14 protein-coding genes and 1 pseudogene are annotated in these 14,647 nt (G+C 70.3%); 8 read left to right on the top strand and 7 right to left on the bottom strand.

Going from position 1 to position 14,647, the window contains the following annotated elements; genetic code table 11:
* Positions 1-11 precede the first annotated feature (11 nt).
* On the top strand, positions 12-554 hold the full coding sequence (locus tag ACWC5C_RS33965; protein ID WP_450881793.1) for an NUDIX hydrolase: 543 nt from the start codon (positions 12-14) through the stop codon (positions 552-554).
* Here ACWC5C_RS33965 and ACWC5C_RS33960 read toward each other — a convergent pair.
* Positions 551-1,471: a hypothetical protein gene (locus ACWC5C_RS33960; protein WP_450881791.1), complete on the bottom strand. Its 921-nt coding sequence runs from the start codon at positions 1,469-1,471 to the stop codon at positions 551-553. The genes ACWC5C_RS33965 and ACWC5C_RS33960 overlap by 4 nt on opposite strands.
* Before the next feature lie 120 nt (positions 1,472-1,591).
* Here ACWC5C_RS33960 and ACWC5C_RS33955 point away from each other — a divergent pair, with 120 nt between their 5' ends.
* The 5 genes and pseudogenes from ACWC5C_RS33955 to ACWC5C_RS33935 all read left to right on the top strand — a co-directional run bounded on the left by ACWC5C_RS33955 (position 1,592) and on the right by ACWC5C_RS33935 (position 5,480).
* Positions 1,592-1,735, top strand: coding sequence for a hypothetical protein (locus ACWC5C_RS33955; protein ID WP_450881790.1), 144 nt, complete (start codon positions 1,592-1,594; stop codon positions 1,733-1,735).
* A gap of 202 nt (positions 1,736-1,937) precedes the next feature.
* Positions 1,938-3,610, top strand: a pseudogene (locus ACWC5C_RS33950) (IS200/IS605 family accessory protein TnpB-related protein).
* A gap of 340 nt (positions 3,611-3,950) precedes the next feature.
* Complete coding sequence (locus ACWC5C_RS33945) at positions 3,951-4,331, top strand: ATP-binding protein (RefSeq protein ID WP_450881788.1); 381 nt, start codon at positions 3,951-3,953, stop codon at positions 4,329-4,331.
* An 85-nt stretch (positions 4,332-4,416) separates the two neighbouring features.
* Entirely contained in the window at positions 4,417-4,833 is a 417-nt protein-coding gene (locus tag ACWC5C_RS33940; RefSeq protein WP_450881786.1) for an NUDIX domain-containing protein, read from the top strand.
* Between the two features lie 50 nt (positions 4,834-4,883).
* The gene (locus tag ACWC5C_RS33935) at positions 4,884-5,480 is read left to right on the top strand and encodes a YdcF family protein (RefSeq protein ID WP_450881827.1); all 597 of its coding nucleotides are present in this window, start codon (positions 4,884-4,886) and stop codon (positions 5,478-5,480) included.
* Between the two features lie 60 nt (positions 5,481-5,540).
* Here ACWC5C_RS33935 and ACWC5C_RS33930 read toward each other — a convergent pair whose 3' ends face one another.
* The 4 genes from ACWC5C_RS33930 to ACWC5C_RS33915 are packed head-to-tail and all read right to left on the bottom strand — an operon-like array spanning position 5,541 to position 9,008.
* Positions 5,541-5,768 (bottom strand): hypothetical protein, encoded by a 228-nt coding sequence (locus ACWC5C_RS33930; RefSeq protein ID WP_450881784.1) that lies wholly within the window; start codon positions 5,766-5,768, stop codon positions 5,541-5,543.
* Between the two features lie 14 nt (positions 5,769-5,782).
* Positions 5,783-7,462 carry a sodium:solute symporter family protein gene (locus tag ACWC5C_RS33925; protein ID WP_385440824.1) on the bottom strand — a complete coding sequence of 560 codons (1,680 nt, stop codon included), beginning with the start codon at positions 7,460-7,462 and terminating at the stop codon, positions 5,783-5,785.
* Positions 7,459-8,106: a nucleoside/nucleotide kinase family protein gene (locus ACWC5C_RS33920; protein WP_385440821.1), complete on the bottom strand. Its 648-nt coding sequence runs from the start codon at positions 8,104-8,106 to the stop codon at positions 7,459-7,461. Before ACWC5C_RS33920 ends, ACWC5C_RS33925 begins: the two co-directional genes overlap by 4 nt.
* Before the next feature lie 29 nt (positions 8,107-8,135).
* Positions 8,136-9,008 carry a sugar phosphate isomerase/epimerase family protein gene (locus ACWC5C_RS33915; protein ID WP_450881781.1) on the bottom strand — a complete coding sequence of 291 codons (873 nt, stop codon included), beginning with the start codon at positions 9,006-9,008 and terminating at the stop codon, positions 8,136-8,138.
* 154 nt (positions 9,009-9,162) lie between these two features.
* Between ACWC5C_RS33915 and ACWC5C_RS33910 the strand changes: the two genes are divergently transcribed.
* The gene (locus ACWC5C_RS33910) at positions 9,163-10,362 is read left to right on the top strand and encodes an ROK family transcriptional regulator (RefSeq protein ID WP_385440818.1); all 1,200 of its coding nucleotides are present in this window, start codon (positions 9,163-9,165) and stop codon (positions 10,360-10,362) included.
* A gap of 43 nt (positions 10,363-10,405) precedes the next feature.
* Here ACWC5C_RS33910 and ACWC5C_RS33905 read toward each other — a convergent pair whose 3' ends face one another.
* The gene (locus ACWC5C_RS33905) at positions 10,406-10,993 is read right to left on the bottom strand and encodes an AMIN-like domain-containing (lipo)protein (protein WP_450881779.1); all 588 of its coding nucleotides are present in this window, start codon (positions 10,991-10,993) and stop codon (positions 10,406-10,408) included.
* 197 nt (positions 10,994-11,190) lie between these two features.
* On the opposite strand from ACWC5C_RS33905, the gene ACWC5C_RS33900 reads away from it, so the two are divergent.
* Positions 11,191-12,699 (top strand): alpha/beta hydrolase, encoded by a 1,509-nt coding sequence (locus ACWC5C_RS33900; protein WP_450881777.1) that lies wholly within the window; start codon positions 11,191-11,193, stop codon positions 12,697-12,699.
* A gap of 43 nt (positions 12,700-12,742) precedes the next feature.
* Here the strand turns inward: ACWC5C_RS33900 and argS are convergent, their stop codons facing one another.
* Positions 12,743-14,530, bottom strand: coding sequence for an arginine--tRNA ligase (argS, locus tag ACWC5C_RS33895; RefSeq protein WP_450881775.1), 1,788 nt, complete (start codon positions 14,528-14,530; stop codon positions 12,743-12,745).
* Positions 14,531-14,647 lie beyond the last annotated feature (117 nt).

Here is a 14,647-nt window from a genome sequence, read left to right as displayed (position 1 = left end):
GGGAGTGGCTCATGCGGTGGACCGTCCATGGTGAGCGGCAGATCTACAGCAATCCGTGGGTGAACCTGTGGCTCGTGGACGTCCAGCAGCCGGACGGCCATCGCTGGGAACACCATGTGGTGCGGATGCGCCATCTCGCCGTCGCAGCCGTGGTCGATGAGCAGAAGCGGGTGCTCATGATGTGGCGGCACCGGTTCGTCACCGACACCTGGGGCTGGGAGCTGCCCATGGGGCTCATCGAGCCCGACGAGACCCCGGAGCAAGCCGCCGTCCGCGAGGTCGAGGAGGAGACCGGTTGGCGGGTGGAGGCGGTGAAGCCGTTGGTGTATGCCCAGCCCGCGAACGGCATCACCGATTCCGAACACCACGTCTTCCGAGCCGACGGCGCCACGTACGCCGGTCCGCCGACCGAGCAGAACGAATCGGACCGCATCGAGTGGATTCCGCTCGCCGAGATCCGCGGAATGATCGACCGCCGTGAGATCGTCAGCAGCGGCAGCCTGGTGGGCTTGTTGTACCTGCTCCTGGACGAGGCCACCAAGGCCACCGGCTAGCGCAGTGCCTCTCGCATCCGCTGCTCGAACCTGATTACTGGCGTCTCGCGGGCGTACGGAGTGAGACGGCGGCGAAACTCCTGGAGGTGCCCAGCGACCCGGGGCGAGTCGATGGCCGCCGTCAGGTCGAGCGCAAGTGCGGCGCTGAGGCAGGCGGCGTCGAGTTTTCCCTGCTGGAACTGGGCTGTGGCGAGCCAGTAGGCGTGGAGGGCTCGGCCACGCTGACGCCCGGCCGCCTCCCGCCGCAGGCCCTCGGCGATCAGCGGTTCGCCACGCGGTGCCTCGCCGAGACGGGCATAGGCGATGCCGGTGTCAACGATGAGCTTGGTCTCGTCGAAGTAGCGGACCCAGGCCGGGGCCTTGTCCTCTCGGCCGCGTGTCAACTCGTACGCATCGCGGGAGCGTTCGATGGCCTGGTGGCACGAGGATGCGTCGCCCAGGGTGGCATGGGCGAACGCTTCGCGCATGTGGAGCATGGACATCACCAGCGGCTGGTCACCGGCGGGCCGCACAGCGTCCTGCGCCTTGCAAGCGAGGGCGATGGCGTCCACCGCGTTGCCTTCATAGGTGGCCTGCAGACTCATGCAGGAGAGCACGTTGGCCATGAAAAGGCGATCGTTCAGCCCGTGGGAGAGGCCGAGGGCCTGGGTGAAGTAGGTGCGCGCGGTGCTGAACTGGCGGGCGTCGAAGTATGCCCACCCGGCGAGGCGTGCCAGTTCGGCGGCGAGGGACTGCAGGTCGCGCTGGAGCGGGTCGTGGGCGGTCCGCATCATCTGGGTGACGTACTTGAGGTGGCCCACGATGGCGGGGCGAAGCGATGCGCCGCCGTGCTGGTCGTCGCGACGCCAGTAGTCCTCCACTGAGGAGTGCAGTGCCGTCAGGGTGGAGCGGGTGACCCGCCCGTCAGCCAGGGCCAAAAGGTCTTCAAGATTGTCACTGGGAGCAGGTCCGGAGGGCGCCGGAGTCGGGGCAGGCTCTGGCTCTCGTCGCGGGGCGCGTTCCCGTACATGGTCCGGTGGCGGGATCTCCCAGGGACGATGGGCGAGGCCGAGCATCGCACCGGGGATTCGCAGCCCGTCGGCGACTCGCTCGATGACATCGATGTGCGCCAGGGTGCGGCGCTCGGTCATGATTTCGCCAACCCTGCTGGGCGTCATGCCGCAGAGTGCGGCGATGCGTGAGGGGTGCGGAGCTGCTGCCGCTTGACCGTGTACGAGTGTGCTTGTGTGAGCGTGAGTGAGCGCTGGTACTCGACTGCCGAGGCGTATGGGCGAGCGTCGGGCCCATGGGAACGGAAGTGTGTCTGTCGAATGCGTGACCTTTGCGGGTGGGTGTCGTTGGACGGGGTGAGAGGGGCTTCGATGGCGGCTGGGGGTGAGGGGTTTGGGCGGGGTGCGGGAGGTGGCGGCGCCGTTCGTGGTGCCCGGCCCTTCGGGGGTGGCGGTCCGGGCCCGGTTACGCGTGTCGGAGACCGATGCGGCGGTACTGGCCGAGGTCGGTGTGTTCCTCGGTGGACTGGCCGCGGGTGATCTCGCGGTGCGTTCCCGGCAGGGCCTGGAGCACGGCAGCAAGACCTGGGCGGTGCGCAAGCGGGAGCTGACCCAGGTGGCCTCGGCCAGGTGGGCGGGCAGTATCACCAAGGCCACCCACGATCAGTGGGCCCTGGCCCGGCGCGGACAGACAGCCGAGATGGCGTGGCTGCGCAAGCAGATCGCGTCGATCGAGGCGAGGCTGGCGCGTCCGCTGGGGGCGAAGGCGGACAAGCGCGAAGGACTGCCGCGCGGGTACGGTTCGCGGGCCGAGTGGCAAGCCAAGTCCCGGCGCCTGCACGCGCTGCGGGCCCGGCTGGCCAGGCTGGAGGCGGGCTGGGCTGCGGGGCGCGTGCGGGTGGTGCGCGGCGGGAAGAAACTCGCGCACCTGCGCCACCACCTGGACCAGGCCGGACTGAGCGAGCAGGCATGGCGGGCGCAGTGGGAGGCGGCGCGGATGTTCCTGTCCGCGGACGGGGAGTCCGGTAAACGTCTGGGCAACGAGACGATCCGCGTCACCGATACCGGACAGCTCTCGGTCAAGCTCCCGGCCGCGCTGGCTCATCTGGCCAACGCCTCGCATGGCCGGTATGTGCTGGAGGCGACCGTGGCGTTCCGCCACCGGCGTGAGGAGTGGCGGGACCGCATCACCGCGGACCGGGCGGTGGCCTACCGTATCCACCACGATGTGGCCCGGGGCCGCTGGTATGTGACCGCCTCCTGGCAGCGCACCCCCGCCCCCGTCCTGTCCCTGGAAGCCGCGCTGGCCCGGGGTGTGGTCGCCTTCGACATGAACGACGATCACATGGCCGCCTGGCGCCTGGACCGGCACGGCAACCCGGTCGGTGAACCCCACCGCTTCTCCTACGACCTGTCGGGCAGCGCCCAGCACCGGGACGCCCAGATCCGGCACGCGCTCACCAGGCTGCTGCACCACACCCACGCCACCGGGGCAGGGGCGATCGCGATCGAGGACCTGGACTTCACCGACGGCCGGTGCCGGGAGAAATGGGGCCGCAACAAACGCTTCCGCCGCCTGATCTCCCGCTTCCCCACCGCGAAGCTGAAGGCACGGCTGGTGGCCATGGCCGCCGAGCAGGACATCGCGATCGTCGCGGTCGACCCTGCCTATACCTCCCGTTGGGGTGCCCAGCACTGGCAGCAGCCCCTGATCAGCAGCAACCGCAAGGTTTCCCGGCACGATGCGGCGAGCATCGCGATCGGGCGACGCGCCCTCGGGCATCCGATCCGGCGACGGACGACACCGCCCCCACACGACCGATGGGGTCTCCCCTGCTCGAGCGAAGCCGAGAGCTTGGGGAAGATCGTGCGGGGCATCGGACCGTCCAGGCCCGACCGGAGACCCGACGGCGTGAGGGACCCCGCCCCCGCCTTCCCGGACCACGGACAAGATCCGTGCCGCCCGGCAGCGGAGCGAACGCGGGCGACCAGCGTGCCCAACACCGTTCGGAGCACGCGGCTGAGTGTGGGGCCTGGCATCAGGACTCACTCCCGCTCAGTCTTTAGGAACGGTAGATCCCTGCCTTGAGCTTGACCCCGGAAGATACGGGCGAAGTCGCGCCTCCGGCATGCGTTCAGCCACTCCTGGCTGGCCAGCAACGCGGGCGGAAGCCCGTGGTGAGGCTGTGATCCGGGCAGTCGTGCCCCTCTTCCTCGTCCCACGGCGGTGGGCGGTCTGGGCAGTGAACCGTCGAGGATTTTACCCACGTTGGGTAATCATCGTGGCCTGTTTCCGTAGTCGCTGATCGGATGAGCTTGCCCCCTTGGAACCACCCGCCACGAGGGGACGCGATGCTCCCGATGACCACCCCCAAATCCACAGCAGCCCGCCACGCAGCAATGGAAGATGCAGTTCACGTCCACGCCCGGGTGCGTCCGCCTTGCTCGAAGGCAGGTCGGCAAAACGCTTCGTAAGTGGGGCTACCGAGAGGATGACATCGACCGGATGGTCCTTGTCTGCGGCGAGTTGGCCACCAACGCCGTGCAGCACGGCCACAAGCGTGGTCACCTCCTCGAGGTGCGCCTGACCCACGAGGACACCAGTTGCCTTGTCGAAGTTTCCGATGCGGCCAGCGGTCGTCTGCCCTGTCGTACGAGGGCCACTGAGGACGACGAGCACGGTCGTGGTCTCCAGCTTGTCGCAGCCTTAGCCAAGGAGACCGGTCACCGCCCCCGCGACCCCATCGGCAAGACCGTCTGGGCGCGCCTTTCCCCTCACTTGGGGTGAAGAAGCCGGGCAATCATAAGAAGCCGGTGGCCCCTGCCGCTACGGTGGGGGCCGTCGCTGCGCGCAGGTCGTCGGGGAGGACGTTGTGGCTGAGGTTCCGCCGAAGAAGATCCCTGGGTGCTTGGCCGTGATCCTCACCGGCCGCGGGGAAATCATCCTGCAACTCCGGGACGACAAGCCCGGAATCGGGTGGCCGGGGCACTGGTCCCTCCCCGGTGGTGGACGGGAACCGGGCGAGAGGCCGATCGACACCATCCTCCGCGAGATCAAGGAGGAGACCGGCATCGTGCCGGACACGATCGAGGAGGCCATGGTGACCCCGTACGGCCCCCGCAAGGCTCCGCCTCATGTGTTCCTGGGCACGTGGGACGGTGAGGAGAGCGAACTCGTCCTCGGGGAAGGCCAGGCGCTCCGGCTGGTTCCGCTCGACCGATTGCCTGAGCCCATGCCGCCCCACATCCGGGACTACATCCTTCAGCTCACTGCGGTGGACAGCGTGTGATCACCGAGGCGCAGTGGCGCGATGCAGAGCTGGTCTGGGACTACCAGCGCATGGGGCACGAGGCGCGCCCCTGCTCGGTAGGGATCTGCCTAGGCAGCCATGATCTCGGAGCCGCGACATTCGCGGCCAGGCAGTACCACGCCGGTCTGTTCCCCTTGCTGGTGTTCAGCGGCGGCGGCAGCCCGACGACCGCTGGCCTCTACCCTCGCGGCGAAGCCGTGCATTTCCGTGAGCACGCGCTTGGCCTCGGCGTGCCTGTCGACGCGATCCTCCTTGAGCCCAAGGCCGGAAACACCGGGCAGAACATCGCGTTCTCGCGTGAGGTGCTGCGGGAGGCAGTCACCGTTGCCGAGTCCGTGATGCTGATCGCTATGCCGTGCATGGAGCGGCGCGCGTATGCGACGTGCCGCAAGGTGTGGCCCGAGGTTGAAGTCGTGTGCACTTCTGACCCTGCGGACCTTGCCGATTACGTCAAGAGCATCGGCGACGAGAAGTTGGTCATCGACACGATGGTCGGCGACTTGCAGCGAGTGATCGAGTATCCGAAATCGGGCTTCGCCATCGAGCAGGAAGTACCGGACGATGTGCGGACTGCCTACGAACGTCTCCGGCGCTCGGGATTCGACAGCCGACTCATCAGCTCTTGAGTAAATGCGGGTGCGGCTCAGGCGCGGTGTACGCGCCTGAGCCGCACGTGGAGGAGCAGATCAGCCCTCGTCGCGGCGCTGCGGGGCGAGCTTTGCCCAGGCGGCGAACGCCGCCGCCACGGTCAGGAGGCCCAGGCCGATCCAGAGGTTGATGCGGATGCCGTCTGCCTTGGCGAGTTCGGCGGGGCCGTCCGTTACGCCCAGGACGGTGAGGACGGCGCCGTACAGGCCGAGGAGGCCGGCGATGAGCCAGCGGACGTCGAAGGTCTTTCCCGGGGGCGGGGGCATGGGGTTCTCTCCGTTCATACCGCGACGACCAGCCAGACGCTCAGGGCCGCCGTCAGGGCCAGGATGATGCCGCCGAGGACCGGCGGGGACTTCCACCAGGGCTGGCGCACCGCCGCCTCGTGGGCGTCGGGGGAGTCGGGGTCGGGGAGGCCCCAGACCAGGCCGCGGAGTTCGGATTCGGGCTTGGGCTGGGTGATGAAGGTGACCGCGATCGTGACGACGGCGTCCACGACGAAGGCGAAGAGGGCGCCGTAGAAGTTGGCCATCTGGGCGTTGATGGTGTCGTGCGGGCCGACTTCGCCGCCGGGGTAGAACCAGCCGATGTGGTAGCTGGAGAGGTGGGCCACGGCGGCGGCCGCGGTGCCGGAGAGCATGCCCCAGAAGCCCGCCCACGGGGTGACCCGCTTCCAGAACATGGCCAGCAGGAAGGTCGCGAAGAGCGGCGAGTTGAAGAAGGAGAAGAGGAGCTGGATGTAGTTCTGGATGTTGTTGTACTCGGAGGCGAGGAAGGCCGCCGCGACGCTGACCGCGATGCCCGCGACAGTGGCGTAGCGCCCGGCCGTGAGGTAGTAGCGGTCGTCGCGGCCGCGCACCACGTAGGGCTTCCAGATGTCGTACGTGAAGACGGTGTTGAAGCCGGAGATGTTGGCGGCCATGCCCGCCATGAAGGCGGCGAGCAGGCCGGTGAGGGCGATGCCGAGGACGCCGGTGGGCAGGAAGCGCTGCATCATCTCGGGGATGACGTCGTTGTACGTGGGCCCGCCGGGCTGGCCCAGCTTGGGGATGATGACCAGGGCGATCATGCCGGGGACCACCGTGAACAGCGGCAGCGCCATCTTGGGGAAGGCCGCGATCAGCGGGGTGCGGCGGGCCGCGTTGAGGTCCTTGGCGGCGAGTGAGCGCTGCACCTCGGCGAAGTTGGTGGTCCAGTAGCCGAAGGCGAGGACGAAGCCCTCGCCCATGGCGAGTCCGATCCAGTCGCCGAGCGGGTTGGTCCAGTGGCCGGGGGTGGTGCCCTGCCAGGTGTGCAGCAGGGTGGGGTCCTGGACGGCGTCCCTGAGGCCGCCGAAGCCGCCGACGGCGTGCAGCCCGATGACGACGATGGGGATCAGCCCGGCGAGGATGACGAAGAACTGCAGCACCTCGCCGTAGATCGCGCCCGCGAGCCCGCCCAGGGTGATGTACGCGAGGACGAAGACCGCCGACAGCACGATGGACAGCCACAGCGGCCAGCCGATCAGCAGCTTGACGATCAGCGCGAGCGCGAAGAGGTTCACGCCCGCGAGCAGCATCTGCGCGACGGCGAAGACCACGCTGTTGAGCAGATGGGTCTGGTTGTTGAAGCGGCGGCGCAGATACTCGGAGACGCTGTGCACCCGCGTCGAGTAGTAGAACGGCATCATCACGACGCCCAGGAAGACCATCGCGGGGATCGCGCCGAGCCAGTAGAAGTGGACCGCGGCGGCCCCGTACTGGGCGCCGTTGGCCGCGCCGCCGATGATCTCCAGGGCGCCGAGGTTGGCGGATATGAAGGCGAGGCCGGTGATCCAGGCGGGCATGGAGCGCCCGGCGAGGAAGAAGTCGCCGGTGGTACGGACGGCGCGCTTGGTGTAGAGGCCGATGGCGATGATCGCGCCGAAGTAGACGGCGAGCAGGAACCAGTCGACGGCGCCGAGGCTCAGGGTGCCGGTCATGTCCGTGTCTCCCCCGAGCCGGTGATGACGAGGTCGGCGGCCTCGCGGCCCGGGGCGACGCGGCGGGCGTTGGCCTCGTCCGTGGTGAGGACCCAGCGTTCGGCCTCGGCGGGCGCCTTGCCGAACCGCTCGTGGCGGTCGATCAGCCGCCGTACCCGCTCCTCGGTGTCCAGCTCGACCCACCAGGTCTCGTCGAGCAGCGCGCGGACCGGGTGCCAGGGCGCGTCGTCCAGCAGCAGGTAGTTCCCCTCGGTGATGACGAGCGGGATCTCGGGCGGGACCGGGAGGGAGCCCGCGATGGGCTGCTCCAGCTCGCGTTCGAAGCCCGGCGCGTACACGGTCTCCCCGGGGCGCGGCTCCTTGAGGCGCCGCAGCAGCGCGGTGTAGCCGTACGGGTCGAAGGTCTCCGGGGCGCCCTTGCGGCCCAGCAAGCCGAGGCGGCGCAGCTCGACGTCGGCGAGGTGGAAACCGTCCATGGGGACCAGGACCGCGCGCTCGGGGCCGAGCGCGCCGACCAGGTACTCGGCGAGGGTCGTCTTGCCCGCCCCGGGCGGTCCGGCGATGCCGAGCAGCCGGCGGCGGCCCGAGTCGGCGCCGGAGGCGGCCAGGCGCTCGGCGCGCTCCAGGAGTTGCTGAGGAGTCATGGCGACGCTTTCGTGGTGTCCGGGGGTGCTCAGGCCGCCGTGTGGGCGTGCGCGGCCTTGATCTGGGCGGCGATGTACGAGCGGGCGTGCGCGGCGAGGTCCGGTCCTTCGGACCACAGGTTCCGCCAGACGGCGAGGTCGTGGGAGAGGCCGGGGGCGACGACGGCCGACGAGAAGCTCTCGAAGGTGATCGGGCCTTGATAGCCGATGTCGGCGAGGGCGTGGAAGAAGGCGGGGAAGTCGATGGTGCCGGAGCCGAGGTAGCCGCGGTGGGATTCGCCGATGTGGACGTAGCCGAGGCGGTCGCCGCAGGCGCGGACGGGGCGGGCGAAGTCCTGCTCCTCGATGTTCATGTGGTACGTGTCCAGGTGGACCAGGACGTTGCCGGCGCCGATCTCGTCGATCAGGTCCAGGCACTGGCGGGCGGTGTTGACGACGTTGGTCTCGTACCGGTTGACCACCTCCAGGCCGAGCGTCACGCCGAGGCCGTCCGCCTCGGAGGCCAGCCGGCGCAGCGCCCGGACGGCGTGCTCGCGCCCCCGGGCGGTGGCGGGGCGGCCGTACTTGCCCAGCGCGCTGTAGAGGACCCCGCCGAAGTAGTCGCCGCCGAGGTCATGGGTGATGCGCAGGGCCTGGCGCAGCAGCGCCTCGCCGCGGGCGGCGGTGTCCGGGTCGTCGGAGGAGACGTCGGAGTCGAAGGAGAGGCCGCGGGAGCAGGCCACGCGCAGGCCGTGGTCGGCGAGGACGGTGCGGGTGTCCTTGACGTCCACCAGCTCCGGGTCGTGGAGCGAGATCTCGACCAGGTCGTATCCGGCCTCGCGGCTGCGGGCCGCGGCGGTCCGGGCGCCTTCGGGCGTCCAGTCGCCGGTCCACACCAGTGCGTGCACTCCGAGGTCGTTCATCGAGGTCCTTCCGCGTCGTTGCGTGGGTGATGCCTGCTCGATGCTACGCATCTTTTGCGTGAGGACAATACATAAGTGTGCTTGGGTTCGGTCGTAAAGGGCGGTACGGTGTGGGCGGTACCGAACACAGCGTGAACATGGAGGACAGGGCTCAGTGGCGGAGGCGGTCTCGGCAGGTCAGGCGCATCCGACGGGCCCAGGGGCGGTGCTGGCGCTCATCCGCGGCGGCCGGGCCACGACCCGGGCCCAGCTCATGGCCGCGACCGGCCTCTCCCGCTCCACCATGGCCACCCGGCTGGAGGCGCTGGGCGAGGCCGGTTATCTGGAGGTGTCCGGCGCGGCCGACTCCACCGGGGGGCGCCCCGCGGGCTCCTTCCGGCTGCGCCGCGACGCCGGAGTGCTGCTCCTCGCCGACATCGGCGGCAGCCATGTGCGCACCGCGCTCGCCGACATGGCCTGCGATGTCCTCGTCTCGCACCGCCGCGATCAGAACGTGGCCGATGGGCCGGACGTGGTCCTCGGGCAGGTCGCCGCCGACTTCCAGCGGCTGTTGAGGGAAGCGGACGAGCCCGCCGAGCGCGTGCGCGGCATCGGCATCGGGGTGCCCGGCCCGGTGGAGGCGGGCACCGGACGCGTCGTCAGCCCGCCCATCATGACCGGCTGGGACGGCTACACGGTGCCGGACTTCTTCCGCGGCGGCTACGACTGCCCGGTCCTCGCCGACAAGGACACCAATCTGATGGCGCTCGGCGAACACCGGGTCAACTGGCCCGACCGCCGCCATCTGCTCTTCGTCAAGGCGGGCACCGGCATCGGCTCCGGCCTGGTCCTCGGCGGCGCGCTCCACCACGGTTCCCAGGGCGCGGCGGGCGACATCGGCCACATCCCCGCCCCCGGGCTCGACGAGACCTCCCCCGACGCCGCGCTGTGCCGCTGCGGCAACTCCGGCTGTCTGGAGGCCCTGGCCGGTGGCTGGGCGCTGGTCCGCGATCTCACCGCGGCGGGCCACGACATCGCCACCACCGACGACGTCGTGGCCCTCGTCCGGTCCGGCAACGGCGACGCCGTACGGCTGCTCCGGCAGGCCGGGCGGCTGCTCGGCCAGGGCGTCGCCGACGCGGTCAGCCTTCTCAACCCGTCGATCCTGGTCATCGGCGGCGGGCTCGCCCATGCCCAGGAGCACCTGATCGCGGGGATCCGGGAGGTCACTTACCGGCGGTCACTGCCGCTGGCCACCCGCGATCTGCGCGTCGTCCTGTCCCCGCTGGGTACGCGCGCGGGCGTCACCGGCGCGGCTCACATGGTCGCCGACGCCCTCTTCGACCCGGCGGCCATCGACGCGCGGTTGCGCTGATTCCGGGGTCGCTCAGCGGGCGGCGGTCCGGACTGGCGCGGGCTCAGCGGGTGGCCGTCCAGGAGTGGGCGACGTCCACGATGACCTTGCCGTCCGACTGGAAGACGCGGAACGGCAGCCGTGCCCGCACGCCCAGCCCGACCTGGGTGTCGCCCTCGAAGCTGGCGGCGTAGCGGGTGTCGCGGAAGGTCTTGTAGCCGGTGACGTTCACGCCCGGCAGCGGCTGCCTGGCCTTGCCCGGGTACGTGCTCCGGCCCGACTCGACGTCGTAGCTGGGCGCGCCCACCCGGATGTCCAGGATGGCGCCGCCGTTCACCGGGATCGGGTCGCCGGAGCCGTCCTGGTGCAGCGCGTCGACGTAGCGCACGTCGAACCGCACCTGGTCGGCGGCGGTGGCGCCCTTCACGTCGAAGACCATGCGGTCGAAGCACTCGTGCTGACCGGTCCTGATGTTCTCCAGCGGCTTGTAGTTCCCCGAGGGCGCCGTCTTGTCGCCGCTGCCCCAGCCGGTCGCGCAGGCCGCGGCCGTACCCGCGGTGGCGGTCTGCGCCGCGCCCGCGGTTCCCGCCGTCCCCGCCAGTCCGGCGCCTGCCAGCACGATCGCCGCGAGCGCTGTACCCCACCGTCGCATGATCAATCCCCAAGGTGTCGATTGGCCAGTGATTCATGGGGTTTGACGGGTTGGAGAGGCGCGAGGTTGTCCCGAGGGGCGCATCTTGTCGCGAAAGGTATGGTCGGGGTTAACCCCTCAGGGTGGGGTTACCCTCAGCGCCCACCGGCCGGGTGACCGGATGGGCACGCACTTCCGGTTCGGACAGGCTCGTCCCCATGCCACTGACGACCGGCAAGACCACCGCGCTGGCCCTCGCCACCGCCACCATCGCCTCCGCCCTGACCACGGTGTCCTCCGCCGAGGCGACCAGCGCGCTCAACTGGGGGGCGTGCGCCGGGGACGGCCATGACGCCCGCCAGGAATGCGCCACGCTCGACGTCCCCCTGAACTACCGCGGCCCGGACGGGAAGTCGATCACGCTCACGGTCTCCCGCGTCCGCAGCGAGCGGCCCGAGGCCCGCCGCGGCACCCTGCTGCTGATCCCCGGCGGTCCGGGGGAGCCGGGCCTGAACAGGCCGTCCACCGTGGGCAAGCGGCTGCCGCAGTCGGTCCGGGACGCGTACGACCTCATCAGCTTCGATCCGCGCGGAACGGGCCGGTCCACCCCCGCGAGCTGTGATCTGGCGGCCGGGGACCGGTCCTTGGCCACGACCCGCCCCTGGCCCGCGGCCGACGGCGACATCACGGAGAACGTGGCCACTGCCCGCCGCGTCGCCGACACCTGCGCCCGCAACGGCGGCGATCTGCTGCCCACTCTCAGCACCGTCAACGAGGCCCGCGACATCGACAGCGTCCGCCGGGCGCTCGGCGAGCGGAAGCTGTCGGCCTGGGGCAGGTCGTACGGGACGTACGTGGGTTCCGTCTACGCGCAGCTGTACCCGGAGCGCACCGACCGCTGGGTGCTGGACAGCAACGACGACCCGGACCCGGAGCAGGTGGAGCGCCGCTGGCTGGCCAACTTCGCGGTCGGCACGGAGGACAGCTTCCCCGCCTTCGCCAAGTGGGCCTCGGACCCCGGCAGTCCGGTGCGGCTCGCGGACACCCCGGCCGGGGTGCGCCGCCTCGTCCTGGACCTGGCCGCCCGGCTGGACGCCGAGCCGCTGCCCTGGGAGGGCGCCAACCCGCCGGAGCTGAACGGCAATGTGTTCCGCCAGAGCGTCCTCACCGCCCTGTACTCCCGGAGCCAGTTCGAGGGACTGGCCCGGCTCGTCAGGGACGCGGAGCAGGGCAGGGTGCCCGGCGCGGCGCCGCCGGATCTGCCGCAGGACACGGCGGCGGTGGCCTTCGCGACGATCTGCAACGACGTGGAGTGGCCGACGTCGGTCCCCGGCCACGCCCGCGCCGTCGCCGCCAGCCGCGTCTCCCACCCGCTGACCGCGGGCATGCCGGTGAACATCACGCCGTGCTCGTTCTGGCGGTACGAGCCCCAGGACAAGCCGGTCCGCATCACCGACCGGGGCCCGTCCAACGTCCTGATGGTGCAGAACCGCTACGACGTCGCCACCCCGTACAGCGGGGCGCTGAACCTGCGGCGTGCCTTCGGGGACCGGGCGCGGATGGTCACCGTCGACACCACGGGCCATGGCGCGGCGTATGTCCCCGCGCCGTACGGCAGCTCCTGCGCGGACCGTGCGGTGACGGACTACCTGGTCGGCGGCGTGCGACCGGCGCGCGATGTGTCCTGCGCGCCGGACGCACAGGGCTCCCGGGAGGCGGGTTCCTGAGGGGCGGGCTCCTGAGGGGCGGGCTCCCGGGAGCGGTGAGCGCTCAGAGGCGCTCGGGGGTCCGGATGCCCAGCAGGGACATGCCCTGCCGCAGGGTGCGGCCGGTCAGGTCGGACAGGAAGAGCCGGTTCTCGACCTCGGCCGGGCCGCCCTCCGCCTTCAGGACCGGGCACTGGTCGTAGAAGGTCGTGAAGAGCGAGGCCAGCTGGTAGAGGTACGCGGCCAGCTTGTGCGGCTCGTACGAACCGGCGACCTCGGCCAGCGTCTCCGCGAACTGGTCCACGTGCAGGCCCAGTGCCCGCTCGGCGGGGGCCAGCGGCAGCTCCGGGTGGGCCAGCGGACGCTGCGTCTCGTCGGCGCGGCGCAGGATCGACTGGATGCGGGCGTACGCGTACTGGAGGTAGACCGAGGTGTCGCCGTTGAGCGAGACCATCTGGTCGAGGTCGAACTTGTAGTCGCGGGAGGCGGAGGTGGACAGGTCGGCGTACTTCACGGCGCCGATGCCGACCTGTGCGCCGCGCTCGGCGATCTCCGCGTCCGTGAGGCCGAGCTTCTCGCTCTTCTCCCGGACCACGGCCGCCGCCCGCTCGCTCGCCTCGTCCAGCAGGTCCTCCAGCCGGACCGTCTCGCCCTCACGGGTCTTGAACGGCTTGCCGTCCTTGCCGAGGACCGTGCCGAAGGCGAGCTGGACGGCGCGCACCTTCTCATTCAGCCAGCCGATCCGGCGGGCGGTCTCGAAGACCATCTTGAAGTGCAGCGACTGCCGGGCGTCCACCACATACAGCAGGGTGTCGGCCTCAAGGTTCTGCACCCGGTCGCGGATCGCGGACAGGTCGGTGGCCGCGTATCCGAAGCCGCCGTCGGACTTCTGGACGATCAGCGGCACCGGGTTGCCGTCCGGGCCCTTGACGTCGTCGAAGAAGACGCAGAGGGCGCCCTCGGAGCGGACGGCGACGCCGGACTCCTCCAGCAGGCGGCAGGTCTCCACCAGCATGTCGTTGTAGCCCGACTCGCCGACCACATCGGGGTCATGGACCTCGATGTCGAGCTTGTCGAAGACCGAGTAGAAGTAGATCTTCGACTCGTCGACGAACTTCCGCCACAGGGCGATCGTCTCCTCGTCCCCGGCCTGCAGGTCCACCACCCGCCGCCGGGACCGCTCCTTGAACTCCGGGTCGGCGTCGAAGAGCGCGCGCGCCGCCTTGTAGAGCCGGTTCAGATTGGACATCGCCTCTTCGCCGGAGGCGGCGTCCTTGTGGTCCAGCTCGTGGGGGTGCTCGATCAGGTACTGGATGAGCATGCCGAACTGGGTGCCCCAGTCGCCGATGTGGTGGCGGCGGACCACCTTCTCGCCGCTGAACTCCAGGATCCTGACCACCGCGTCGCCGATCACGGCCGAGCGCAGATGGCCGACGTGCATCTCCTTCGCCACGTTCGGCTGGGCGTAGTCGATCACGGTCGTGCCCGCGTCCGCCGCGAACGGGATGCCGAGCCGGTCGTCGGCGGCGCGCGCGGCGAGGGTCGCGGTGATGGCGGAGTCCGCGACGGTGATGTTGAGGAAGCCGGGGCCGGAGACCTCGATGTCGGCGATCACCGAGTCGGGGTCGGCGGAGGTCGGGGCGACCGGAAGGCGCTCCACGACCTGCGCCGCCAGCTCGCGCGGATTGCCCTTGAGCTGCTTCGCCAGCGCCAGCATCCCGTTGGCCTGGAAGTCGGCCCGGTCGCTTCGTCGCAGCAGCGGGTCCGCGGAACCGGCCTCCGGCAGGGCAGCCATGAGGGCGTCCGCGACGCGCTGGTGGACCGAAGCGGCAAGGGAGGGGACCGAGGCCATGGGTGAGGTGCCGTTCCTATAGAGGGCTGGGTTACCAATCTGGCCACACCAGTATTTCATGGCCCGTCCAACCCTTTCGGCGGGCTGTGGACAGCTGTGGATAACTCCCGACGTGCC

The sequence above is a fragment of the Streptomyces sp. NPDC001700 genome (assembly GCF_053596435.1).
Note: the sequence above shows the minus strand (reverse complement) of the source record. Positions and strands in the feature narration are given on the sequence as shown.

Bases quoted from the DNA above. Each gene is read 5' to 3' on its own strand.
- ACWC5C_RS33965 (WP_450881793.1), top strand. From the start codon at position 12: ATGCGGTGGACCGTCCATGGTGAGCGGCAGATCTACAGCAATCCGTGG.
- ACWC5C_RS33955 (WP_450881790.1), top strand. From the start codon at position 1,592: ATGGGCGAGGCCGAGCATCGCACCGGGGATTCGCAGCCCGTCGGCGAC.
- ACWC5C_RS33945 (WP_450881788.1), top strand. From the start codon at position 3,951: ATGCAGTTCACGTCCACGCCCGGGTGCGTCCGCCTTGCTCGAAGGCAG.
- ACWC5C_RS33935 (WP_450881827.1), top strand. From the start codon at position 4,884: ATGGGGCACGAGGCGCGCCCCTGCTCGGTAGGGATCTGCCTAGGCAGC.
- ACWC5C_RS33930 (WP_450881784.1), bottom strand. From the start codon at position 5,768: ATGCCCCCGCCCCCGGGAAAGACCTTCGACGTCCGCTGGCTCATCGCC.
- ACWC5C_RS33925 (WP_385440824.1), bottom strand. From the start codon at position 7,462: ATGACCGGCACCCTGAGCCTCGGCGCCGTCGACTGGTTCCTGCTCGCC.
- ACWC5C_RS33920 (WP_385440821.1), bottom strand. From the start codon at position 8,106: ATGACTCCTCAGCAACTCCTGGAGCGCGCCGAGCGCCTGGCCGCCTCC.
- ACWC5C_RS33915 (WP_450881781.1), bottom strand. From the start codon at position 9,008: ATGAACGACCTCGGAGTGCACGCACTGGTGTGGACCGGCGACTGGACG.
- ACWC5C_RS33905 (WP_450881779.1), bottom strand. From the start codon at position 10,993: ATGCGACGGTGGGGTACAGCGCTCGCGGCGATCGTGCTGGCAGGCGCC.
- ACWC5C_RS33900 (WP_450881777.1), top strand. From the start codon at position 11,191: ATGCCACTGACGACCGGCAAGACCACCGCGCTGGCCCTCGCCACCGCC.
- argS (WP_450881775.1), bottom strand. From the start codon at position 14,530: ATGGCCTCGGTCCCCTCCCTTGCCGCTTCGGTCCACCAGCGCGTCGCG.